At 70.9% G+C, this 23,396-nt stretch carries 21 protein-coding genes; 12 read left to right on the forward strand and 9 right to left on the reverse strand.

Going from position 1 to position 23,396, the window contains the following annotated elements; all coding sequences use genetic code 11:
* Nucleotides 1–40: 40 nt before the first annotated feature.
* The 8 genes from ACZ4N5_RS27150 to ACZ4N5_RS27185 all read left to right on the forward strand — a co-directional run bounded on the left by ACZ4N5_RS27150 (nucleotide 41) and on the right by ACZ4N5_RS27185 (nucleotide 6,724).
* Nucleotides 41–1,492, forward strand: coding sequence for a menaquinone biosynthesis decarboxylase (locus ACZ4N5_RS27150; protein WP_467759655.1), 1,452 nt, complete (start codon nucleotides 41–43; stop codon nucleotides 1,490–1,492).
* Nucleotides 1,489–2,391 carry a menaquinone biosynthesis prenyltransferase MqnP gene (gene mqnP, locus ACZ4N5_RS27155; protein WP_467759656.1) on the forward strand — a complete coding sequence of 301 codons (903 nt, stop codon included), beginning with the start codon at nucleotides 1,489–1,491 and terminating at the stop codon, nucleotides 2,389–2,391. The genes ACZ4N5_RS27150 and mqnP overlap by 4 nt, the downstream gene beginning before the upstream one ends.
* A gap of 31 nt (nucleotides 2,392–2,422) precedes the next feature.
* On the forward strand, nucleotides 2,423–3,112 hold the full coding sequence (locus ACZ4N5_RS27160) for a UbiX family flavin prenyltransferase (protein ID WP_467759657.1): 690 nt from the start codon (nucleotides 2,423–2,425) through the stop codon (nucleotides 3,110–3,112).
* Nucleotides 3,113–3,272: 160 nt separating this feature from the next.
* A complete protein-coding gene (locus tag ACZ4N5_RS27165) occupies nucleotides 3,273–3,728 on the forward strand; it encodes an Lrp/AsnC family transcriptional regulator (protein ID WP_037627278.1) in 456 nt (151 codons plus the stop codon).
* 95 nt (nucleotides 3,729–3,823) lie between these two features.
* Nucleotides 3,824–4,987, forward strand: coding sequence for an aminofutalosine synthase MqnE (mqnE, locus tag ACZ4N5_RS27170; RefSeq protein WP_401338789.1), 1,164 nt, complete (start codon nucleotides 3,824–3,826; stop codon nucleotides 4,985–4,987).
* Nucleotide 4,988: 1 nt separating this feature from the next.
* Nucleotides 4,989–5,522, forward strand: coding sequence for a GNAT family N-acetyltransferase (locus tag ACZ4N5_RS27175; protein WP_467759658.1), 534 nt, complete (start codon nucleotides 4,989–4,991; stop codon nucleotides 5,520–5,522).
* A 174-nt stretch (nucleotides 5,523–5,696) separates the two neighbouring features.
* Nucleotides 5,697–6,002: a DUF4229 domain-containing protein gene (locus ACZ4N5_RS27180; protein ID WP_467759659.1), complete on the forward strand. Its 306-nt coding sequence runs from the start codon at nucleotides 5,697–5,699 to the stop codon at nucleotides 6,000–6,002.
* Between the two features lie 47 nt (nucleotides 6,003–6,049).
* Entirely contained in the window at nucleotides 6,050–6,724 is a 675-nt protein-coding gene (locus ACZ4N5_RS27185) for a TetR/AcrR family transcriptional regulator (RefSeq protein ID WP_467759660.1), read from the forward strand.
* A gap of 39 nt (nucleotides 6,725–6,763) precedes the next feature.
* Here ACZ4N5_RS27185 and ACZ4N5_RS27190 read toward each other — a convergent pair whose 3' ends face one another.
* Both ACZ4N5_RS27190 and ACZ4N5_RS27195 read right to left on the reverse strand, forming a co-directional pair.
* Nucleotides 6,764–7,027: a hypothetical protein gene (locus tag ACZ4N5_RS27190; RefSeq protein ID WP_467759661.1), complete on the reverse strand. Its 264-nt coding sequence runs from the start codon at nucleotides 7,025–7,027 to the stop codon at nucleotides 6,764–6,766.
* Nucleotides 7,024–8,145 carry a MaoC family dehydratase gene (locus ACZ4N5_RS27195; RefSeq protein ID WP_467759662.1) on the reverse strand — a complete coding sequence of 374 codons (1,122 nt, stop codon included), beginning with the start codon at nucleotides 8,143–8,145 and terminating at the stop codon, nucleotides 7,024–7,026. The genes ACZ4N5_RS27190 and ACZ4N5_RS27195 overlap by 4 nt, the downstream gene beginning before the upstream one ends.
* A gap of 522 nt (nucleotides 8,146–8,667) precedes the next feature.
* Here ACZ4N5_RS27195 and ACZ4N5_RS27200 point away from each other — a divergent pair.
* A complete protein-coding gene (locus tag ACZ4N5_RS27200; protein WP_467759663.1) occupies nucleotides 8,668–10,569 on the forward strand; it encodes an AMP-dependent synthetase/ligase in 1,902 nt (633 codons plus the stop codon).
* 90 nt (nucleotides 10,570–10,659) lie between these two features.
* Here the strand turns inward: ACZ4N5_RS27200 and ACZ4N5_RS27205 are convergent, their stop codons facing one another.
* Complete coding sequence (locus tag ACZ4N5_RS27205; protein WP_467759664.1) at nucleotides 10,660–10,983, reverse strand: AzlD domain-containing protein; 324 nt, start codon at nucleotides 10,981–10,983, stop codon at nucleotides 10,660–10,662.
* Nucleotides 10,980–11,666, reverse strand: a complete 687-nt coding sequence (locus ACZ4N5_RS27210) for an AzlC family ABC transporter permease (protein WP_467759665.1) — start codon at nucleotides 11,664–11,666, stop codon at nucleotides 10,980–10,982. Before ACZ4N5_RS27210 ends, ACZ4N5_RS27205 begins: the two co-directional genes overlap by 4 nt.
* Before the next feature lie 68 nt (nucleotides 11,667–11,734).
* On the opposite strand from ACZ4N5_RS27210, the gene ACZ4N5_RS27215 reads away from it, so the two are divergent.
* A complete protein-coding gene (locus ACZ4N5_RS27215) occupies nucleotides 11,735–12,313 on the forward strand; it encodes a helix-turn-helix domain-containing protein (RefSeq protein WP_467759666.1) in 579 nt (192 codons plus the stop codon).
* Nucleotides 12,314–12,452: 139 nt separating this feature from the next.
* On the opposite strand, the gene ACZ4N5_RS27220 is transcribed toward ACZ4N5_RS27215, so the two are convergent.
* Nucleotides 12,453–12,656, reverse strand: coding sequence for a cold-shock protein (locus ACZ4N5_RS27220; protein ID WP_010986243.1), 204 nt, complete (start codon nucleotides 12,654–12,656; stop codon nucleotides 12,453–12,455).
* Between the two features lie 343 nt (nucleotides 12,657–12,999).
* Between ACZ4N5_RS27220 and ACZ4N5_RS27225 the strand changes: the two genes are divergently transcribed.
* Nucleotides 13,000–13,848 carry a menaquinone biosynthetic enzyme MqnA/MqnD family protein gene (locus tag ACZ4N5_RS27225; protein ID WP_467759667.1) on the forward strand — a complete coding sequence of 283 codons (849 nt, stop codon included), beginning with the start codon at nucleotides 13,000–13,002 and terminating at the stop codon, nucleotides 13,846–13,848.
* A 128-nt stretch (nucleotides 13,849–13,976) separates the two neighbouring features.
* Complete coding sequence (locus tag ACZ4N5_RS27230) at nucleotides 13,977–15,815, forward strand: serine/threonine-protein kinase (protein ID WP_467759781.1); 1,839 nt, start codon at nucleotides 13,977–13,979, stop codon at nucleotides 15,813–15,815.
* Nucleotides 15,816–15,984: 169 nt separating this feature from the next.
* Here the strand turns inward: ACZ4N5_RS27230 and ACZ4N5_RS27235 are convergent, their stop codons facing one another.
* The 4 genes from ACZ4N5_RS27235 to ACZ4N5_RS27250 form a co-directional block, all read right to left on the reverse strand.
* A complete protein-coding gene (locus ACZ4N5_RS27235) occupies nucleotides 15,985–17,088 on the reverse strand; it encodes a CU044_5270 family protein (protein ID WP_467759668.1) in 1,104 nt (367 codons plus the stop codon).
* Nucleotides 17,085–17,783, reverse strand: a complete 699-nt coding sequence (locus tag ACZ4N5_RS27240; protein WP_467759669.1) for an RNA polymerase sigma factor — start codon at nucleotides 17,781–17,783, stop codon at nucleotides 17,085–17,087. Before ACZ4N5_RS27240 ends, ACZ4N5_RS27235 begins: the two co-directional genes overlap by 4 nt.
* A 149-nt stretch (nucleotides 17,784–17,932) precedes the next feature.
* The gene (locus ACZ4N5_RS27245) at nucleotides 17,933–18,535 is read right to left on the reverse strand and encodes a hypothetical protein (RefSeq protein WP_467759670.1); all 603 of its coding nucleotides are present in this window, start codon (nucleotides 18,533–18,535) and stop codon (nucleotides 17,933–17,935) included.
* A 76-nt stretch (nucleotides 18,536–18,611) separates the two neighbouring features.
* Nucleotides 18,612–23,213: an FtsK/SpoIIIE domain-containing protein gene (locus ACZ4N5_RS27250; RefSeq protein ID WP_467759671.1), complete on the reverse strand. Its 4,602-nt coding sequence runs from the start codon at nucleotides 23,211–23,213 to the stop codon at nucleotides 18,612–18,614.
* Nucleotides 23,214–23,396 lie beyond the last annotated feature (183 nt).

Consider the following 23,396-nt stretch of genomic DNA (forward strand, 5'->3'; position numbering starts at 1 on the left):
GTGACGGGCACAGGGTAGCGGGTGGCCGATACTTGGACACATGGCTTACGACGATCTTCGCTCCCTGCTCAGGGCGCTGGAGCGCGAGGGCGACCTCAAGCGCATCAAGGCCGAGGTGGATCCGTACCTGGAAGTAGGGGAGATCGTCGACCGGGTGCAGAAGGCGGGCGGCCCCGCGCTGCTCTTCGAGAACGTGCGCGGGTCGGCGATGCCGCTCGCGATGAACGTCTTCGGCACCGACCGGCGACTGCTGAAGGCCCTCGGCCTGAAGTCGTACGCCGAGATCTCCGAGAAGATCGGCGGACTGCTCCGGCCGGAGCTGCCGCACGGTTTCGTCGGAGTGCGCGAGGCCTTCGGGAAGCTCGGCGCGATGGCGCACGTCCCGCCGAAGAAGGTGAAGGACGCGCCGGTGCAGGAGGTGGTGCTGCGGGGCGACGACGTCGACCTCGACGCCCTGCCCGCCCTGTTCACCTGGCCCGAGGACGGCGGCTCCTTCTTCAACCTCGGGCTCACCCACACCAAGGACCCCGAGTCCGGCATCCGCAACCTCGGCCTCTACCGGCTCCAGCGCCACGACAAGCGCACCATCGGCATGCACTGGCAGATCCACAAGGACAGCCGGAACCACTACCAGGTCGCCGCCCGCAGGGGCGAGCGGCTGCCCGTGGCGATCGCCTTCGGGTGCCCGCCCGCCGTGACGTACGCCTCCACCGCCCCGCTGCCCGGTGACATCGACGAGTACCTCTTCGCCGGGTTCCTCCAGGGCAAGCGGATCGAGATGGTCGACTGCAAGACCGTGCCGCTCCAGGTGCCCGCGAACGCCGAGGTCGTCCTCGAAGGCTGGCTGGAGCCGGGCGAGATGCTGCCCGAGGGGCCGTTCGGCGACCACACCGGGTTCTACACCCCGCAGGAGCCGTTCCCGGCGCTGACCATCGACTGTGTGACGATGCGCCGGCGGCCGCTGCTCCAGTCCATCGTGGTGGGGCGGCCTCCGACGGAGGACGGACCTCTCGGCCGGGCGACGGAGCGGTTCTTCCTGCCCCTGCTGAAGATCATCGTGCCGGACATCGTGGACTATCACCTGCCGGAGGCGGGCGGCTTCCACAACTGTGCGATCGTCGCGATCGACAAGAAGTACCCCAAGCACGCCCAGAAGGTGATGCACGCCGTCTGGGGCGCCCACATGATGTCCCTGACGAAGCTCATCATCGTCGTCGACGCGGACTGCGACGTCCACGATCTGCACGAGGTGGCCTGGCGGGCGCTCGGCAACACGGACTACGGACGGGACCTCACCGTCGTCGAAGGCCCGGTCGACCACCTCGACCACGCCTCCTACCAGCAGTTCTGGGGCGGCAAGGCGGGTATCGACGCGACGAAGAAGTGGCCCGAGGAGGGCTACACCCGGGACGGCGGCTGGCCCGAGATGGTGCTGTCCGACCCGGAAACGGCGGCGAAGGTCGACCGCCGTTGGAAGGAGTACGGGCTGTGAGTTCAGCTTCCGCGGCGCTTCCGCAGCCGGGCCGCACCAAGGCGTTCCTGCGCCTCGTCATGATCGAGCACTCGGTGTTCGCGCTCCCCTTCGCCTACATCGCCGCGCTCACGGCGATGTTCGCGTGGGACAAGAACATCCACTGGGGAAAGCTGCTCCTCGTCACCGTCGCGATGGTGGGCCTGCGCACCTTCGCCATGGCGGCGAACCGGATCATCGACCGCGAGATCGACGCCCGCAACCCCCGTACGGCCCATCGTGAACTGGTCACCGGCGCGATGAGCGTGAAGCACGCCTGGACGGGCGCGCTGGTCGCCCTGGTCGTGTTCCTCGCCGCCGCCGCCCTGCTCAACCCGCTGTGTCTGGCGCTGGCGCCCATCGCGGTCATCCCGATGGTCGTCTACCCGTACGGCAAGCGGTTCACGAACTTCCCGCAGGCCATCCTGGGTCTCGCCCAGGCGATGGGTCCGATCGGCGCCTGGATCGCCATCACCGGCACCTGGTCCTGGGACGCCGTCGTCCTCGGCCTCGCGGTCGGCGTGTGGATCGGCGGCTTCGACCTGATCTACGCCTGCCAGGACGTCGAGACCGACCGGGAGATCGGCGTGATGTCGGTACCGGCGCGCTTCGGCATCCCGGCCGCGATCTGGGGTGCGCGGGCCTGCCACGCGGTGACGACGGCGCTCTTCGTCTGGTACGGGGTGGCCACCGGCGCGGGCGCCTTCTTCTGGCTCGGCCTGGTGATCGTCTCTGGCGCGTTCCTGTACGAGCACTCCATCGTGAAGCCGCACGACCTGACCCGTCTGAACCGGGCGTTCTTCCAGGTCAACGGTTTCATCGGCATCGCGCTGTTCGTGTGCGCCCTGCTCGATCTGCTGGTGCGCGGGCTCACGGTCTGACCATGGGCGGTGGCCGGATAGGCTCGACATCATGAAGCCAGGACAGACGCAGCGCCGGCCTTGGATCGTGGGGGTGTCCGGCGCGTCCGGTACGCCGTACGCGGCCGCGGTGCTGCGTTCGCTGCTGGAAGCGGGGGAGAGCGTCGACCTGGTCGTCAGCAGGGCCTCACGGCTGACGCTGCTCGACGAGACCGGCCTCCCGTTCCGCGACGCCCACTGGCGGGACGACCTGCGTGAATGGCTGGCGCGGGGCGCCGACGGCAAGCCCGGCACCTTCGACGCCTTCGAGGAGCATCTCGACGGCGTACGGCACTGGAGCGCGGGCGACCTGGCGGCGGGGCCCTCGTCGGGCTCGTACCCGGCCAAGGGCATGCTCATCGTGCCCGCGTCCACCGCCTGCGTGGCCGGAGTCGCCCTCGGCCTCTCCAAGGATTTGTTGCAGCGGGCCGCGAGCGTCACTCTCAAGGAGGGACGCAAGCTGGTCGTCGCCGTACGGGAGACCCCGCTCAACGGGCAGACGCTGCGTCACCTGGTCTCCCTGGACGACGCCGGCGCGACCGTGCTGCCCGCCTCGCCGGCGTTCTACGCGGGCGCCACGCACATCCAGGACCTGGTGGACTTCGTCGCCGGGCGGGTCCTCGACGCGGCGGGTGTCGAACACGGCCTGTACCGCCGGTGGAAGGGCGAACTCGGGAGCGGTTCCCGGAGCGACACCACCTGAGGGACGCGCAGGACGCACCGGGCACCACCAGGCAGTTCAGGACCCTTCAGACCTTCTCGGATCTTCAGACACTCCAAGACCTCGCGAGACCTCAAGGCCTCGCAAGACCTCTCAACACCTCAAGACTTCTCAGACCTTTTCAGTGGAAGGCTTCGATCGCATGGACGCGGTGGACAGGCAGCTCATCCAGGCCCTCAGGGAGAACGGCCGGGCCTCCTACGCGGAGCTGGGGCGCCTCGTCGGTCTGTCGGGACCCAGTGTCACCGACCGCATCAACCGGCTGGAGGCGGCCGGTGTCATCACCGGGTACCGCGCGACGGTCGACTCGGCCTCGCTCGGTCTCGGCGTCACCGCCCTGATCGGCATCTCGCTCTCCGACGCGGCCGACCACGAGGACGTGGCCCGGCGTCTGCGCGACCTCAGTGAGATCGAGGACTGCTGGTTCATCGCGGGCGACGACTCGTTCATGCTCAAGGTGCGGTCGAGCGACGTCGACGGACTGGAGAAGACCATCCGGCGTCTGTCCGGGACCAAGGGCGTCTCCCGGACCCGTACGACGATCGTGCTCTCCACCAAGTGGGAGAACCGGGTCGGAGAGCTGCCCGAGGAGGACTAGGGACACCCCTGGCGCGAAGGCCCTGATGGGGGGCCTTCCGCCGGAAGTCGGGGGAGTACGGTTGGCAGCGTTTCGTCACAGGGAGAGGTAATCGCATGGATGTCGGGCTCAAGCGCGAGCTGGAGGACAAGGTCCGGGCCGGTGAGCGGCTCAGCCGCGAGGACGGCATCGCGCTGTACGAGTCGGACGACCTGGCGTGGCTCGGCGGCCTCGCGCACGAGGTGCGCACGCGGAAGAACGGCGACGTCGTCCACTTCAACGTCAACCGTCACCTCAACATGACGAACGTGTGCACCGCGTCCTGCGCGTACTGCTCGTTCCAGCGCAAGCCGGGCGAGAAGGACGCGTACACGATGCGCATCGAGGAGGCCGTCCGCCTCGCCAAGACGATGGAGGGCGAGAACCTCACCGAGCTGCACATCGTCAACGGCCTGCACCCGAACCTGCCGTGGCGCTACTACCCGCGCTCGCTCAGCGAGCTGAAGAAGGCCCTGCCGGACGTCTCGCTCAAGGCGTTCACGGCCACCGAGATCCATCACTTCGAGACCATCTCGGGGCTGTCGGCCTCGGAGATCCTCGACGAGCTGATCGAGGCCGGCCTGGAGTCGCTGACCGGCGGCGGCGCGGAGATCTTCGACTGGGAGGTCCGGCAGCACATCGTCGACCACCGCACCCACTGGGAGGACTGGTCGCGCATCCACCGCCTCGCGCACGAGAAGGGTCTCAAGACCCCGTGCACGATGCTGTACGGGCACATCGAGGAGCCCCGTCACCGGGTCGACCACGTGCTGCGGCTGCGTGAACTCCAGGACGAGACCGGCGGCTTCCAGGTCTTCATCCCGCTGCGCTACCAGCACGACTTCGTGGACATGAAGGACGGCAAGGTCAGGAACCGGCTCCAGGCGCGCACCCAGATGGCGACCGGCGCCGAGGCCCTGAAGACCTTCGCGGTCTCCCGGCTGCTCTTCGACAACGTCCCGCACGTCAAGGTCTTCTGGGTCATGCACGGCGTCCAGACCGCCCAGCTCGCGCTCCAGCACGGCGCCGACGACATGGACGGATCGGTCGTCGAGTACAAGATCACGCATGACGCCGACAACTACGGCACCCCGAACAAGCTGACCCGCGACGACCTCCTGGACCTGATCCGGGACGCCGGTTTCCGCCCCGTCGAGCGCAACACGCGGTACGAGATCATCCGCGAGTACGACGGACCGGACCCGGCGCGTCGCGAGTCGCCGCAGCCGATGCGGGTCTGACGTGGGGCTGCTCTTCGAACTGGACCCGGCCGTCACCCCCGAGCTCCGGGACGGTGTCGTAGCCCTCTGGGTGGACGTCTCGAACGCGGGCGGCTCCGTCGGCTTCGTGCCGCCGGTGACCGCCGGCGACGTCCGCCCGGAACTCGTGAAGCACTTCGTCGCCATGGCGGAGGGCCGCACCCGGCTCCTGGTCGGCCGGGACGAGGCGGGCGACGTCGCCGCGACGGCCTTCCTCACGCACAACACCCACCGGCTGATGAAGCACTGGGTCTGGCTGTACACCGTGATGGTGCACCCCCGGCACCAGGGCAAGGGGTACGGCCGGGACCTGCTCGCCGCCGTCGAGGACGTCGCGGGCAGCCTCGACGGCATCGACGCGATCCGGCTGACCTGCCGGGGCGGCGAGGGGCTGGAGCGCTTCTACACCTCCTGCGGCTACAAGGAGGTCGGACGGGTGCCCGGCGCGATCCGTGTCACGCCCGGCGACGAACGGGACGACATCACGATGCTGCTGCCCCTGGCGCTCCGCGGCTGAGGGCCCCCGCGCTCCGCGACCGAGGACTCCCTCGGTCCGCGACCGAGGACTCCCTCGGTCCGGGACCGAGGTGCCCTCAGTCCGGGACCGAGGACCCGCTGCAAGATCGCCGTCCCGGCGTGCTTCACTGGACAGAGTTCTTTGGGAGCGTTCGGAACGGAAGAGTGGATTGAGATGTTCCGCTACACACTGATGCGCCTCGGTATCTTCGTGGGCTGCCTCGTGGTCGTCTGGGGCCTCGTCTACTCGGGCATCGCCCCGCGCGGCCTCGGCGACTCCAACTACATGTGGGTCGTCCTGCTCGCCCTGGTGATCTCCGCGCCGATCAGCTTCGTCGTCCTGCGCGGCGAGCGCGACCGCGCCTCGGCCCAGGTCGTCGCCCGCGTGGACCGCGCCAAGGCCAACCTGGAGCGCAACCGCAACCAGGAGGACGCCGTCCTGGACGAGACCGCCGAAGGCGCCCCGAACCAGGCCTCCTGACACTCCTGCGCGCCCGGCCCGGCGGCGGCCGATCGTACGCTTGGCGCATGGGTGCTGTGAAGAACAAGCGGATGCCGCGTGCGGTACGCGAACAGCAGATGCTGGACGCGGCCGTACGGACCTTCGGGCAGCGCGGGTACCGGGCCGCGTCGATGGACGAGATCGCCGAACTGGCGGGCGTGTCCAAGCCGTTGGTGTATCTGTACCTGAACTCGAAGGAAGACCTGTTCACCGCGTGCATCCGGCGTGAGGCCAAGGCGCTCACCGCCGCCGTGCGCGCCGGTGTCCGCCCCGGACTCCCCGCCGACCGCCAACTCTGGGAAGGGCTGCGGGCGTTCTTCACCCACACCGCGGAGAACCCGGACGGCTGGTCGGTTCTGCACCTCCAGGCCCGTACGCACGGTGAGCCCTTCGCGGCCGAGGTCTTCGCGATGCGCGAGGAACTGGTCCAGTTCGTCACGCAGTTGATCGTCGTCGCCGCGCGCGAGGCGCACCGTGACCCGTCGCTGCCCGCCCGGGAGGTCGCCGGGCTCGCGGAGGCACTGGTGGGCGCCGCCGAGTCGCTGGCCGCGTGGGCCAACGCCACCCCGGGCGTCTCGGCCCGGCAGGCCGCCGCCACCCTGATGAACTTCGCCTGGGCGGGACTCGGCACGATGATGCAGGGCCGCCCGTGGTCCCCGCCCGCCGCGGGGATCCCGCCCCAGGCCGCCGCGGAGGTCTGACACACCCGCCCGGCGCGGGTTCCGTCCGCGTCGGCCGGGTCAGTTCTGGCCCCAGCGGCGCAGTGCGGGGGCGACCTTCTCGCGGCCCACGCGGTAGAGGGACTTGGCGCCACCGCGCGCCGCCCGCCGGACGACCGCCCGCAGCGGGCCCGTTCCGCCCCCGCCCGGCGCGGGAGTCAGCGGCCTGCCCTTCTCGTCGAGGCCGTTGCGCTCCAGGATGCCGCCGAGATACGCGCCCGCGCGCTGCGGCGAGTAGTACGGGCGCAGCGCGGGCAGCCGCCCTGCGGCGTTCACTCGCTTCACGCGCCGAGCGGCCGTACGGCGCCGGTCAGATGGACCCGGTCGCCCGAGCGGAGCTCGAACGACGGGCCCCGCGCGGCGTACGTCACCGCCCCGGGCAGCAGCACCGGCGCCCTGAACTCGGCCCGCACTCCCACCGCTTGCTGCGGCCCGTACGCGGCGAGGCAGCGGGCGACGGTCCACATGCCGTGCGCGATGGCACGCGGGAAGCCGAAGAGGCGGGCGGTGAGGGGGTGCAGATGGATGGGGTTGCGGTCCCCGGAGACGGCGCCGTAGCGGCGGCCGACGTCCTCGGCGAGGCACCACTCGGCGACGACGGGCAGCGGCTCCGGCCCCTCGGCCGGCGGGAACGGCGTGACGCCCTGGGGGGTTTCCGGCAGGGCTCCCTGCGAGGGGACCTGAGGGGCCCGTCGCGAGGCGTGGCGCGGGGTTCCTGGCGGGGCCTCTTGCGCGGCGTTCCGCGCGGTCCGGTCGCGGGGGCGGTCCCGGCCTTGGTCCCGGCTCTGGTCCCGGCTCTGGTCCGGGTCCTGGCTCTGGTCCGGGTCTCGGTCTTGCGCCCGGTCTCGGTCTTGCGCCCGGTCTCGGTCTTGCGCCCGGTCTCGGTCTTGCGCCCGGTCCCGAGGCCGGTGCCGGGCGAGGTAGGTGCTTCTCGACTCCCATACGAGCCTGCCGTCGGCCCTTGCCTCGGTCAGCACGGTCGCCTCCGTACCCCGTCGGTGCGGCGCCAACTTCTCTACCAGTACGCCGAGTTCGTACTCCGCGGTCGCGGCGGACTCCTGGTACCGGGTGATCTCGATCGATGTGTGCACCAGCCCGAGCAGCGGCAGCGGGAACGCGCGCCCCGCCATGATCCGCATCGCCAGCGGAAAGGCGAGCACATGCGGATAGGTGACCGGCAGGGCGTCCGCGCCGGTCGCGAACCCGCACACCCGCTCGTAGGCGGCGAGGTGGGCGAGGTCGACCCGCACGCCGGAGAGGACGAGCCGGGTTGCAGGGACGGGGGCGTCCGGGCGGGGGCGCTTGAGGGGGGAGAGCAGGGCGCCGCGGGCCAGCAGCGGAACGAGGGAGGGGGGAGCGGTGAGGGTCCGGGGCTCGGGGCGGACGGGAGGCTGAGTGCGCATCGAGGTCTCCAGGCGGGTGGGGAAGCTGCGGCTCTCGGCGGTGGGGAAGGTGCTGCTCTCGGAGGGGGGAGGGTGCGTCTCGCGGCGGGGGATTGTCCGACTCTCGGCTCGGACGCGCATTTACTCTGGAGTAAGTTACCCGGGGTAAGGGTACGTCGGAGTGAGGGGCGGGTCGAGATGAGTCGCGGCAATCTCCCGAAGGCGGGCCCCCGGTGAGGGGCTGTGTGGGACTCCGGCGCACCGGCGCCGGGGCGTTCCGGTGCCGGGGTCGTCGAAGTCGTGGGGGCGGGGTGGTGAAGGTCCGGAAGAAGCCACAGCTACCCCGGGTAACCCGCACCTTGCCTGCCGCAAAGCGACACAAACTCCACACTTCGGCGCCGTAGGATCCCCGTCTCACCGGGTTGCCGAGAACCCTGAACCCCCCACTCCCCAGGGCCGTATGAGGATTCGCGCCCCCGCGCTCCTCCGAGCCCGCACACGCCTTGCACCCGCCCCGGCCTCCGGCCGACAAGGAGCCGCCCCGTGTCCAGCCCGTACTCCCCCGACTCCGCCCCTCCGCTCCCGGAGCCCGAGATCAGGCGGCTGGACGGTGTCGTGCGCGAGGTCTCGGTGCCGCCGATCGCGGGCCAGGTGACGCACGGCTCCCTCGCTGACATCCCGTTCGACAACGCGGCCGTCGCCCCGCTGGAGCCGGTCCTCAGCCGGAAGACCCCGGACGGCGACGGCTGGACCGACGTGACCGCCGCCGAGTTCGCCGACCAGGTCCTGGCGGTGGCCAAGGGACTGATCGCGGAGGGACTCGTGCCGGGCGACCGGATCGCCATCATGGCCCGGACGACGTACGAGTGGACCCTCCTCGACTTCGCCGCCTGGGCCGCGGGCCTGGTCACCGTGCCCGTCTATCCGACCTCGTCCGTCTTCCAGACCCGCTGGATCCTCCAGGACTCGGGGGCCGTCGCGCTCGCCGTGGAGACCGTGGCGCAGGCCGCGACGCTCGGCCCCGAGCGCGAGCACATCCCCGATCTGCGGCACATGTGGGTCTTCGAGAAGGGTCATGTGGAGCGCCTCGCGGAACTCGGCCGCGATGTCCCGGACCAGGAAGTGGCCGTACGGCGCGGAGTGCTGGGCCCGGCCACGCTCGCCACCCTCATCTACACCTCGGGCACCACCGGCCGTCCCAAGGGTTGCGTCCTGACCCACGGCAACTTCTTCGCCGAGGTCGACAACGCCGTGGAACTGCTCTACCCGATCTTCAAGGCCCGCACCCGGGAGCCCGCCTCCACCCTTCTCTTCCTCCCCCTCTCGCACGTCTTCGGCCGCATGGTGGCCGTGGCCTGTCTGCGCGCGCGGGTGAAACTCGGCCACGCCCCGAGCCTCCAGACCGAGGAACTCCTCGCGGACCTGGCCTCGTTCAAACCGACCTTCCTGCTCGCCATCCCGTACGTCCTGGAGAAGGTCTTCAACACCGGCCGGGCCACGGCGGAACGGATGGGCCGCGGTTCGTCCTTCGACCGGGCGGCGCGGATCGCCCAGAAGTACGGCGAGGCGGTCGAGGCCAAGCAGCACGGCACCGGTCCCGGTCCGAGCCGGGGCCTGCGCGCGGCCCGCGCCCTCTACGATCCCCTGGTCTACCGGCGTATCCGCAACGCCCTCGGCGGCAGGGTCCGGCACGCCATCTGCGGTGGATCCCCGCTCGGCCGCCGGCTGGCCGCCTTCTACGCGGGAGCCGGAATCGAGATCTTCGAGGGGTACGGCCTGACGGAGACCACGGCCGCCGCGACCGTCACGCCCCCGCAGAAACCGCGCCTCGGCACGGTGGGCCGGCCTCTGCCCGGCACCCGGGTGCGGATCGCCGCCGACGGAGAGGTGCTGCTGTGCGGTGGGCAGGTCTTCCGCGGCTACTGGGACCCGCACGCGGGCGGTGTCGTCGACGCGGCGCCGGACGGCTGGTTCGCGACCGGCGACATCGGTGAACTGGACGCCGACGGCTACCTCGCCATCACCGGCCGCAAGAAGGAGATCCTGATCACCGCGGGCGGCAAGAACGTCGCCCCGGCACCTCTGCAGGACTGGCTCCGCTCCCATCCGCTGATCGCCCAGTGCATGGTCCTGGGCGACGGCCGCCCGTTCATCTCCGCCCTCTTCACCCTCGACCCCGAGGGCATCACCCACTGGCGCCGGATGAACGGCAAGCACCCGGTTCCCGCCGAACTCGTCATGGACGACCCCGAGTTGCTGGCCATCCTGCAACGCGCCGTCGACGAAGCCAACAGCTTCGTCTCGCGCCCCGAATCCATCCGCCGCTTCACCGTCCTGCCCGTCGACTTCACCGAGGAGTCCGGTCATCTGACGCCCTCGATGAAGCTGAGGCGCGCGGCGATCGAGAAGGACTTCAGCGAGGAGATAGAGGCTCTGTACGCGTAGCCGAAAGGGGCGGCACCTTTGACCTGGCCTGACCTGAGCTCACCTGGGCTGGCCTGAGCTGGCCTGGCCTGTCTTGTGTCTTGTCCCGTCCTAGCTGACCCCGGCCATGCGCAGTGCCGCCGTCGTGGCCGCGGCTCCCAGCACCACGACCACGAACGGGGCCCTTCGCCAGGCCAGTGCTCCGCCCGTCAGCACTCCGGTCGGCCGGGCCCACCCCGCGAATCCGTGGGCCTCGGTGAGCGCGCCCGTGGCGAGCAGCGCGACGAGCAGGACCACCGCTCCCGCGGACAGCAACCTCCGCACCCGGGAGGAGAGTTCGACCCGCCCGTGCAGCAGCGGCCCGGTCAGCCGGAAGACGTACGTCCCGACGGCGAGGGCGAGGACGGCGGTCAGGGCCGGTGCCGTGGCGCTCATGCCGTCCTCCCGCCCAGGAGCAGCAGTCCGGTGAGGGCCATCAGCACGGGCACGCCGACCGGGACGAAGGGCGTCAGCGCCAGTGCCGCGGCGGCTCCGGCGAGTGCTGCGCGTCGTACGTCGGCGTCCTTGCGCAGTGCGGGCAGGACCAGCGCCACGAGCACCGCGGGAAACGCGGCGTCGAGTCCGTAGCGTCCGGTGTCGCCCAGCGCGCTCCCGGCGAGGGCGCCGAGCAGGACGCACAGGTTCCAGGACGCGTAGAGGCCGAGCCCCGAGATCCAGAAAGCCGCCCGGCGGCGGGCGGGGTCCGGTTGGGCGAGGGTGAAGGCGACCGTCTCGTCGGTCACGAGGTGGGCGCCGAACCAGCGGGTGACGCGGCCCCGTCCGATGACCTCGGCGACCGCGAGACTGTAGGCCGCCGTGCGGGTGTTGAGCAGCAGTCCGGTGGCCGCCGCGGCGAACGGTCCGCCCCCGGCCAGGAGTATCCCGACCGCGCTGAACTGGGCGGAGCCCGCGTACACCAGCAGCGACATCACCACCGGCAACCACAGCGGGAGCCCGCCCGCGACGGCGATGGCCCCGAAGGAGACGCCGACGACCCCGCCGGCGAGACAGACGAGGGCCACGTCCCGCAGCAGACGTGTGTCAGCGGCCGGGAGTGGTGTTCGGAACAGCGAACGCATGTTTTCTACAATGAACAGCAAGCACTCTGTTCGTCAAGCCGAACGTTCGGACCGATGGAGAGAACGACATGACCGATGACGGCTCCGGTGTCCCCCCGGCGCGCCTCCCCCTCGACTGGATCGCCGCCTCGTTGCGCCGCGAACGCACGCGGGCCGGCCTCTCCCTGTCCGAACTGGCCAAACGTGCCGGGATCGCGAAGTCCACGCTGTCCCAGCTGGAGGCGGCGAGCGGCAATCCGAGCATGGAGACGCTGTGGGCGCTGGGCGTCGCGCTGGGCGTACCGTTCAGCGCCCTGGTCGAGCCGCCGACCCCGGCCGTCCAGGTGATCCGCGCGGGAGAGGGGCCGACGGTCCACTCGGAGCAGGCGGCCTACGCGGCGACGCTGCTCTCCGCGAGTCCGCCGGGAGCCCGGCGCGACATCTACCACCTGCGGGTGGAACCGGGCGCGGCGCGTGAATCCGACGCGCACATTCCCGGGAGCGTGGAGCATCTGATCGTGGGCGCGGGGCGGCTGAAGGCGGGCCCGCGCGGCGAGGCGGTCGAGCTCGGCCCGGGTGACTACATGGCGTACCGGGGCGATGTGCCGCACGCGTACGAGGCGCTGGAACCGGGGACGGCGTTCGTGCTCGTGATGCAACACGTGTGAAGCACCGGTGGTGGGGGCGGGAGCGTGAAGGCGGGCGGGCGCGGGGGAAAGGCAGGAGCCCCGCGACCGGCTGGCGCGGGGCTCCTTGGGTACTGCTATCCGTTCCGGATCAAAGCATTGGGCTCATGGAGCCAAAGGCTTAGAGCGGGGTGACGTTCTCCGCCTGCGGGCCCTTCGGACCCTGCGTGACGTCGAAGGAAACCGACTGGTTCTCTTCGAGAGAGCGGAATCCGCTCGCGTTGATCGCGGAGTAGTGGACGAAGACGTCCGGGCCGCCGCCTTCCTGGGCAATGAAACCAAAGCCCTTTTCGGCGTTGAACCACTTCACGGTTCCGGTAGCCATAAGCCCTCCTTGGGCCCAAAGGGTTGCCCTGCTCCAGAACCTGCGATTGTGTAAACAACTGCATACGTCTGAAAACGACGAGAGCCCGCGGTCACATGCTCCGCAGGCTCTGTACTGCAAGGGAAACCAAACTGCAACTTGCGGCGAGCCTAGCACGCAGGCAGCCGAAAGCAATAGAGGCAAAGATCACGTCATCCGGAAGGGTGGCCCGTGCGGGCGAGGGGTCTGACGTGCGTTGACTTCGTGGTGTCACAACAGTTGACATGAGGGGTCCGGATGGTTTCCACCAGCACACGCCGACCCTGAAGCCTGCTCCGTATCGCCTGAGGGCTAGCCTCGCGATGTGGACAATTCTCGCACCCGGCCGCGCGTCGGCCACATCCAGTTCCTGAACTGCCTGCCCCTGTACTGGGGGCTCGCGAGAACGGGCACGCTCCTCGACTTCGAGCTCACCAAGGACACCCCGGAGAAGCTCAGCGAGCAGCTGGTGCGGGGGGATCTCGACATCGGGCCCATCACGCTCGTCGAGTTCCTCAAGCACGCCGACGACCTTGTCGCCTTCCCGGACATCGCGGTCGGCTGCGACGGCCCCGTGATGTCCTGCGTGATCGTCTCGCAGGTTCCCCTCGACCAGTTGGACGGCGCCCGCGTCGCCCTCGGCTCGACCTCGCGCACCTCGGTGCGGCTCGCGCAGCTGCTGCTGGCCGAGAAGGTCGGGGTCCAGCCCTCGTACTACACGTGCCCGCCCGATCTGAGCCTGATGATGCAGGAGGCGGACGCCGCCGTCCTCATCGGTGACGCGGCGCTGCGCGCCAACCTGCTCGACGGGCCGAAGTTCGGTCTCCAGGTGCACGACCTCGGCGCTCTGTGGAAGGAGTGGACGGGCCTGCCGTTCGTCTTCGCCGTGTGGGCGGCCCGCCGCGACTACCTGGAGCGCGAACCGCTCGTCACCCGCAAGGTGCACCAGGCCTTCCTCGCCTCCAGGGACCTCTCCCTCGACGAGGTCTCCAAGGTCGCCGAGCAGGCGGCCCGGTGGGAGGCCTTCGACGAGGCCGTCCTGGAGCAGTACTTCACGACGCTCGACTTCCGCTTCGGCGGTCCGCAACTGGCGGCCGTACGGGAGTTCGCCCGCCGGGTCGGCTCGACCACCGGGTTCCCGGCGGACGTGAACGTACGGCTCCTCCAGCCGTGAGGCGCCGATCGGCACGAGGCTGACGGGTACGAGCCGACAGATACCGGGCGACAGTGACGCGGCTCCGGGCGCGCACGGCACTACGCTGCTGGGCAGTGTGTACGGGGGAGGGGTGAGCCGTGAGTGCCATGCAGCCGCTCGGAGTCGACGAACCCACGGTCGTGGGGCCCTACCGGCTGCTCGGCCGGCTGGGTTCCGGCGGCATGGGGCGCGTGTATCTGGGCCGCAGCGCGGGCGGGCGTACGGTCGCGGTCAAGATCGTGCATCCGCACTTCGCGCTCGACGAGGAGTTCCGCGCCCGGTTCCGCCGCGAGGTCGAGGCCGCGCGGCGGGTGGGCGGCGCCTGGACGGCCCCCGTCCTGGACGCGGACCCGGAGGCTCCGGTTCCCTGGGTCGCCACCGGCTACGCGGCCGGTCCCTCACTGACGGCCGCCGTAGCGGACGGCGGACCGCTTCCGGTCCACTCCTCGCACGTCCTCGGAGCCGGTCTGGCCGAGGCGCTCACGGCGGTCCACGCGCTGGGCCTCGTCCACCGCGACGTCAAACCCTCCAACGTGCTGCTCACCCTCGACGGCCCGCTCCTGATCGACTTCGGCATCGCGCGGGCCACGGACGGCACCGCCTCCCTGACCTCGACGGGGGTCTCCGTCGGCTCCCCCGGTTACATGTCCCCCGAGCAGATCCTCGGCAAGGGCGTCACAGGAGCCGCGGACGTCTTCTCGCTCGGCGCGGTCCTCGCGTTCGCCGCCACCGGCGAACCCCCCTTCCCCGGCGACTCCTCCGCCTCCCTCCTCTACAAGGTGGTGCACGAGGAGCCGCGACTCGACTCCCTGGAAGGCGAGTTGCGCGAGCTGGTGGCGGCCTGCCTGGCCAAGTCGCCTGCGGCGCGGCCCACTCCGGGCGAGGTGGCCGTCCGGCTCGCACCGCAGGGCGCCGCCCGGCTGGTGTCGGCGGGCTGGCTGCCGGGCTCCCTGGTCGAGCGGGTGAGTCGAAGTGCCGTACAACTGCTGAACCTTGAGGCGACGGGGGCCGGGGAGGCCCCGCCCTCCGGGCCGGTGGGGTTCAGCAATCCCTCGGTGGAGGCCGGCCGGGCGACCGGGAGCGGCGCCGGGTCCGGAGAGGTGGCGTCCGGTGGGGTGGCGTCCGGCGAGGTGGCCCGGGTGCCGGGGACGGGCGGGGAGTTCGGGCCGCCCCCGCCGGGCTTCGGGCCACCGCCCCCGATGCCGCCGTACGTACCCGGACAGCGCGAGAGCCGGTCGGCCGGGCCCCAGGACGCCGTACACCGCGAGGGGGCGCCGGAACAGCAGCCGTACGACCGTCCGGGCAAGGTCTCCGTCAGTGTGGCGGCGACCTCCGCGCCCGGCACCGACGGGCGTGGCCGCAGGATGAGTTGCACGGTCGCGCTGGCGGTCGCGGGAGCGCTGGCGGCGGCCACCGTGGGCTCGGCGTTCCTGTTCGACCTGCTGCCGGGCGGCGACGACCGGAGCAGCGCGTCGGGCGACAGCCCGTCCGCCAGGGCGAGTCAGACCTTCCCCGACACGCGTCCGTCGACGAGCGCGAGCGCCACTGAACCGGGGCCGTCGGCGAGTGTCCCCGGTCCGGGCGGGCAGCCGTCCAGGATCCCGGCCTCCTATTTCGGCACCTGGGAGGGCGACGGGCTCGCCCTCAACGGCACCCTCCCCATGGGCACCTTCCGGGTCACGGTCCACCAGGCAGCCGTGGGACAGGAGTTGGGCACCTTCCGGCAGACCGACCAGATCGGCGGCATCTGCGACGACGTCCTCATCCTCAAGAAGGTCACGAAGAAACAGCTCGTCGCCACGAGCGTGGCCGCGGAGTCCAACCGCGACGTCTGCACCAAAGGCCGGCACGAGGTCCGGCTGACTCCCGTCGGCAGCGACCTCACCTACGACACGGACAACGCCGAGGCGGGGGACCCGGTGGCCCGGATGACGAAGGTCGGCTAGGGCTCTGCCTCGCCGGTTCCGGTGCAGTGCACCGCGCGAGCAAGAGTGGTGGCGGCGTACGACAACCGCCGAGGCCCGCACAGCCCCGTGGCCGCCGTCCTGGGACGGGGGCCACGGGGCCGGCGGGCAGCGGTGGCAGCGGTGGGCCTCAGCCTGTGGCGGCGGGACCTCAGCCCTTCTGCTCAGGGGTCTGCTTCATGCCGTCGACGATCGCGCGCTTGGTGATGGCGCTGATGCCGCGGACGGTGCCGGGCTTGATGACGACGCCGTCCTGGGTGACCGACTTGACCTGCACGGTCCGCTCGCCGAGGAAGCCGTGGGTCTTCTTGTCGAAGATCCACTCCTCGCGCTCGCCGCTGGTCTCGTCCAGCCGCGCCACCGCGACGCCCGAGCGGCCGAGCGCGTCCTTGGCGTCGTTCACCACGACCACGCCCGGGATCTTCGCGGCGGCCTTGAACAGGGCCGAGTAGAGCTTCGCGGGCGGGTAGCTCTCGCCGAGCAGGTCACCGATCGTGGTGAACGCCTCCTGGTCGGGGGTGTTGCCGTGCCCCGCGGTCTCCTTGTAGATCAGCTTCAGCAGTTCGTCGGGGTCGGTGGTCAGCCGGGCCTGGAAGTCGTACGACGGGTGGTTCAGACCGGCCTCCGGGGTGTTGCCCTGCTCGTCGGGCAGGCTCAGCGTCTCGCCCTCGGAGCTGTCGTTGACGGCCGCGTCGATCAGCCAGCCCTTGGTGCCGTCGGCGGACCGCCAGATCTGGCGCCGGTGCAGCACGTAGCTGGCGAGGCTGCCCTCGCCGTCGACGGTCTTCACGAAGGTGCCGGACGTCTGGGACTCGACGTAGACGTACTGACCGGGCTTGACCGTGGGGTGGGTCTCCTCGGCCGCCGCCAGTGAGACCTGGTCGATCAGCTGCGGCAGGCCCTTGGTGGTCGTGGCGCCGACGGGGATGATCGCTGCGGGCCCGGTGGCGAGACCGTCGTTGTGCACGCCGCTGTCGAGCAGCACCATCCCGGCGACGACCGCGCCGGCCACGGTCAGCGCCATCGCGGGCAGCGCGAACGCCGGACGCAGCAGGCGGAGCCCTCGGGGCTTCGGAAGGGTGGGGGCGGCCGTCGTGGTGCTCGTGTCCCGCTGGGTGTCCTGCTGGATGTGGGCCATCAAACGCTCCTTGTGGAACTGGTGACGGCCCGCCGGGAGATCGCGCGCAGTCGGTGGGAGGAGAGGCGCGCTCTCCTCCCACTCGGCCGGACTCTGCCGGGACTGGGTCGCTTTCATCGATTTCCTTCCGATACGGGCCGGATCGAGTGGATGTGTTCTCCTCTTGTCTGTCGATCCGGCGGGCCGAGTTCCCGATTTCCTCGTACGGGTTTTCCCGCGCGTTCTTCGGCGCGGTAGTCCGAGTACGGGACCGGCGCCGCCCGGGGGGCAGGTCGGCCGCCGAGTTCGGCCTCGGTGAGTTTGCGCAGCTTGGCGCGTGCGCGGGAGAGGCGAGAGCGCACCGTTCCGACGGCGATACCCAGCGCCTCGGCCGCGGCCGTGTACTCCAGCCCCTCCCAGAGGCACAGCGTCAGGACCTCGCGCTCGGGTCTGCGCAGTGCGGCAAGCGCGCGCAGGGCGGCGGCGATACGCCGTCGGTCGTCGAGCCGGCCCGCCACCTCGTCGGCGTGGTCGGGCAGCGCCGTCTCGGCCTCCGCGGCGGCGTTCGCCGCGGCCCGGTAGCGCCGGTTGCTGCGATGGTGGCCCCGGGCGACGTTGATCGCCACGCCCAGCAGCCACGGCCGCAGGCTGCCACCCTCGGCGTCGACCCGGTCACGCAGCCGCCACGCTTCCATGAAGGTCTCGGCCATCACGTCCTCCGCCGCGGACCAGTCGGCGGTGAGGCGGAAGGCGTGGTTGTACACGGCGCGTGCGTAGCTGTCGTACAGCTCGGCGAACGCGCTCGGATCCCCGGCCCGTATTCGGGTACGCATGTCTGTGCTCACCTTCATTAACTGACGATCCGCGCACCCCGGGTTCCCGTGATCCGCGTCACACGAGGCGACACAGGTGTCGTCCAGCCACCGGACGCCGGGCAGGGGACGGGCTCAGAGCCGAGAAGGGAGACGCGGGGGCGCGGGGCTCAGGCGGTCGGGGTCTTCTCGCGGGCGTTCGCGACCCTGATGAGCACGGTGATCAGCGCGGCGGCGGCGAGCACGGTCGAGAGCAGGCCGACGGCCCAGACCCAGGGGTACTCCACGTGGACCCAGCAGGGGTTGCCCCGGCTGTAGCACTCGGTGTCCCAGTCGCGGTGGTACTTGGGGCGCGAGGTCGTGAACACGACCAGCGCACAGAAGGAACAAGCGGCCACGCCGGGCAGGGAGGCGGCCACCCAGCCGAGCGAACGGAGCGGGCTCGTCTTCCACTTCATACGTGTCAGCGTCGCGATCACGGCGGCCGCCCCGATCGGCAGGAGGGCGCCGACGACGGCCGCGAAGCCATACCCGCCGCCGGGTGAGGCGGGGGCGACCCTGCCCCAGAGCTCCGGCCCCCACGCCTGTGCGGTCATGCCGAAACCGGCGACCGCCATCAGGCCGACCAGCAGGATCAGGCAGCCCGAACCCGCGTCCCTCCAGGACGTCTTCTCCTTCGCCTCCTGCCACGCGGACGGCCGCCGCCGCACATGCTCATAGCGCAACGCGGCCCCCGCGGCCCTCCGCCGCTTCGGCTTCGCCGATCCGCTCACCGGAGCCGCCCCCTCATCCCTTCCCGCCCTCTTCTGCCTCGTGTTGCTCCTGCTCTTGGTTGCCCGGCTCGTCGGGTCACATCGGTGTCGTCACGGTCAGCGGCTCGCCGTCGCCGAGGTGCAGCAGGCCCTTGCCGGGGGCGACCGGTCCGCCGACCATGCTCCGGTTCGTACGGATGCCGATCAGCTCGCCCGCGGAGGAGTCCTGCGGAGACAGCAGGATGCCGCGGCGGCCCTTCTTCATCTCGACCTGCCAGCCGGAGAACCCGCTGCACACGTCTTCCTCGTCGCCGGCGATGACCAGGCCGAGACCGCGTTCGGTGCCGCGCTGCACGATCCGCTTGAAGACCGTCTCGGCGTCGCAGTCCTCCAGGACCTCGCCGTCGTCGACCAGCACCACGATCGGCTCCTCGGGCGTCGCCGAGTCGATGGCCTCGCGCAGATCGTCGCTCTCGATGTCGTCCTCGTCGAAGACCTTCAACACGCCGTCCTGACCGTCCAGTTCACGCAACGGCGACGGACGCGGCGCGGCGACGACCAGGCGTACGCCCTGGGCAAGATACGACCGGGCCATGTTCATCAGCGTCGTACTGCGGCCGGACTTGGCCGGGCCCGCGACGACGAACGTCGGCACGCCCCGGGAGAGGTCCGGACCGAAGCCCATGATGTCGTCGCCGCCGATGCCCACCAGGCTCCACAGCCTGGAGCGGGAGGCGTCCGGGTCGCGCATCTCCCAGGCGTCGGTGAAGCCGATCCGGGTCGGCAGCACGTCGACCCGGAACGGGCGCCGGGCGCGCGGGAGTTCGGCGTCGCGGACGGCGGCCGTCTCGCCGATCGCGGTGAGCGCGGCGGCCTGGCCCTGGCCGGTGGAGTCCTCGGTGAGCAGGGCGAACTGGGTCTCCGTGCCGTGCTCGTTGCGGTAGCCGCGGCCCGGCGGGATCTCCTCGGGGATCTTGCGGGCGTTGACGCCGATCAGCGAGAAGTCGGAGCGGTCGGCGAGCCGCAGAGCGTACTTGTCCTCGGTGAGCGAGCCGATCCGGGTGGAGAGAATCTGCCGGTCACCCGTCATCACCATGTGCAGACCGACGCTCGCGCCCTCCCGCATCATCGCGGTCAGCTGGTCGGTCAGATCGCCGTGGTCGTACTCGCCGAGCGTCGGCAGCCAGCCTTCCCACCGGTCGAGCAGCACCACGATGTGCGGGAGCCGCTCGCCCTCCGGCTCCGCGGCCCGCTGCTCGCCGATGTCCGCGTAGCCCTTGTCCGCCAACAGGTCCTGTCTGCGCGTGAGTTCGGCCTTGAGGCGGGCGATGAGGCGGACCGCGCGCTCGGTCTGGTTGCGGCCGACGACGGCGCCGCAGTGCGGCAGCCGGGTCAGCGCGTTGAGCGCGCCGTTGCCGCAGTCGATGCCGTACAGATGGACGTCGGCCGCCGAGTGGGTACGGGCCAGTGAGCCCGCGATCGTCCGCAGGACCTGCGAGCGGCCGCTGCGCGGAGCGCCGCCGATGAGCAGATGCCCGAAGGAGGCGAAGTCCACCACGACGGGCCGGCGGGCCTGGTCGGCGGGCAGGTCCTCGACGCCGTACGGGGCGGGCGGCAGCTTGCCGGGACCGCCCGCGAACGCGGGCACCCGGATCTCGTCGAGCAGCAGCGTCTCGGAGAGCGCGGGCAGCCAGGGGCTGTGCTGGGGTGGGATACCGAGGGCCTGGTTGGCCTCGCGCACCGCGTCGACCAGCACCTTGAGGTCGGTGATCTCCTCCTCCTCGCGCTGCTCGGCCTTCGGCTTGACCAGCGCGGCCCGCCCGAGGTCCGCCCAGCCGAGCGGTCCCGCCCAGGGCGCGAGCGCCGCCGGATCGGCGGCACCGGGCCGGCGGCCACCGACGCGACCCGACTGGAACGGTACGAGCGAGGCGTGCCCGAGACGCACGTACGCGCGACCCGGCGTGTTCTTGGAGATGTGCCCGGCCTCGGGGGAGTCGATGACATCGCTCGACTCGCCGCCGTCGGTCACCCGCAGCGCTATGCGGAGGTTGGTGTTGGCCCGGATCTCGGGCGAGACGACACCGCTCGGGCGCTGGGTGGCGAGCAGCAGATGGATGCCGAGCGAACGGCCCCGCTGGGCGATGTTGACCAGGCCCGTCACGAAGTCGGGCAGGTCGCGCACCATGGACGCGAACTCGTCGATGACGATGAGGAGTCGGGGCACGGGAGCGTGCGAGGGGTCACGGCGTACGAGGTCCTGGTAGTCCTCGATGTCCTTGGCGTCGGCGGCGGCGAGGATGTGCTCGCGCCGCTTGAGCTCCGCGCCCAGCGACTCCAGGGCGCGCTCCACGAGATGGGCGTCCAGGTCGGTCACCATGCCGACGGTGTGCGGGAGTTTGACGCAGTCCTTGAACGCCGAGCCGCCCTTGTAGTCGACGAGGACGAACGTCATGTTCTCGGGAGTGTTGGCCACGGCCAGCGACGCCACGATGGTCTGGAGCAGCTCCGACTTGCCGGAACCCGTCGTACCGGCGATCAGACCGTGCGGGCCGTCGCGCCGCATGTCGATGCCGAACGGACCGTCGTACGACTCACCGATGACCGCCGTCGTCGACTGCCCGCCCATCCGCCAGCGCGCGCTGATCGCGTCGCCGGACGGCGGTTCCAGTTGCAGCACGTCGAGCAGCCGGCTGGCACCCGGGAGGGCCGAGTCCTCGGTCTCGCCGCTGATGTCGCGCAGCGCGGACAGCGCACGCGCGAGCCGAGAGCACCAGGCAGCCGACACGAAGTCCGGCCGTACGTCCCGTACCCGTGCGATGCCCGTCTGCTGGACCCGCAGCCGCAGTTCGAGCGCCTTCTGCGCACCGGTGGCGGAGTCGTCGGCCTCGGTGGCGTGCCAGGCGTGGAAGGAGGGGAAGCCGCCCGGGGCGGCCGGCGCGGTCCTGGCGGCCCGCTGCTCGGTCGCGTGTTCCTCGGGCTTCGGCTCCGCGATGACGATGGCCTGGCACTCGCCGGGCAGGAACCGCTCCTCGGCGTCCAGACAGATCGCGTACATCGACATGGCCGGACCCTCGCGCAGCAGCCGCACCACCCCCGGCATGGACCGCAGCCGCCGCGAACCGTCCCAGACGACGATGATGTCCGGATCGCTGAACGAGGCCTTGTTGCCGTTCTGCTTGGCGGCCTTCTGCCGGGCTTCGAGGAGTTGGGTCAGTTCACCGATGCGAGCACCGACCGTCTCGGCGTCCGTGCCGATGAGGACGTTGGCGTCCTGGGCACCGGCGGGCCTGCTGTGCGGCAGCCAGCGCACCCAGTCCCAGCTGTCCTCGCCGCTGTTCTCCGTCAGGACGTAGAACTGCACGTCCAGCGGGCTGTGCAGCACCGCGGTCTGTGCGACGGCCCAACGGCCCAGCGCCTGGGCCGAGTCGCCGGGTCCGGCGATGCCGATGACACCGCGCTCGCCGAGTGGCAGGGCGACCGGCGCGTCCTCGATGGTCCAGGTGACCTGGCGCTTGTGGTCGTCCTGCTCCGGGTCGTCGAGCACGACCTCGGAGGGCAGCTGTCCCGTGCCGACCCGCAGCAGAAGATGGTCCGCGTCGGTGCGCCGCCGCTCCCAGAGCCGGGTGCGCGGTCCGGTGCCCAGCGACAGCACGGTCGCCGGATCGGGGATCGCCCGACGCCGGTCGAGCCGCTCGGCGAGCAGCGCCTCCTGGGCGTCCTTCTCGATCCGCTCCTTGTGCTCGTTGTACTCCTTCACCTGCTTGGCATGGGACTTGCGCCCCTGCTTCTTGTCCATGAAGAAGTTGCCGAACATGATGAGCGGGCTCAGCAGAGCCATGATCATGTAGTACCAGCGCCCGAACACCAGCGCCATGACGACGGCACTGACCAGCGGCGTCAGCGCCATCAGCCAGGGCAGCGGCCGGGCTTCGTAGTCCCGTACGGGATTCGGCAGCCGGAACTTCGTCTCACGCTCCGGCGGATGCAGCCGCGGCGGCCGGTTGTAGTCCAGCCCGGCGCCGTCGTCCGACCACTTGAGCGCGGCGTCGGGCGGCGTGTAACGGTCCAGCTGCAGAAGGGTGTTGCCGACCGCGACCTGACTGCCGAGCGGCCACTCGTCGTCCTCGCGCCCATCAAATGACTCACCGTCGAGGGTGACGCCCTCCTTTTCCCCCTTCTTCCCGTTCTCCGCCTTCGCCGCCTTCTCTCCGTGCACGGCGACACGGCACGTTCCGTCCGTTGCAACTGACAACGTCAGTGCCCTTTGCGGAAGTTCGGGATCGTCGATGCGGATGTACGAGCCCGCTCCGGAACCGATGTCGTACCGGCCGATCCCGAGCCGGTGCACGGCACCGGCGGCCGGACCGCCGGCCACCCGCAGTTCGACCAGGCCGGTCGGCTCGCCGGGCAGACATCCGGCGGGGTCGTGCAGGCTGACGACGGCACCTTCGCGCAGCGGCGAGGTACCGATGGTCGCGGCCGGATCGACGGGATACCCGTCGACGTACGCGACCGGCGCACCGCCGCCCGCGGCCCCCTGGTGATGCCCGAAGGGAATGATCTGCGCGCCGCCGCCGTAACCGACGTGCTCCGCAAGCTCCTTGGCGATGTCCCCCACCGAGGACTCGGGATCCGCATCAAGAACCACGTCGGCGGTGGCGCCGCCGAGCGGGTCGACGACGGTCAGAGTCAGCCGCACGCTCGTCCTCCCCCAGACACCGAAGGCCGCTTCCGGAACGCGGGCCACAGTGCTCTCGACGATAGCCGCTCGCCGCTTCCCGCAGGCAACGGGCCGTGTGAGGGAACCACGAAGGCCCGGGCCGCACACCGCCCTTGGTGCGGGCTCGTGACAGAACCGGGGTGTGCTGCTGCAAGCGTCGTA

The sequence above is a fragment of the Streptomyces sp. NPDC026500 genome (assembly GCF_055567635.1).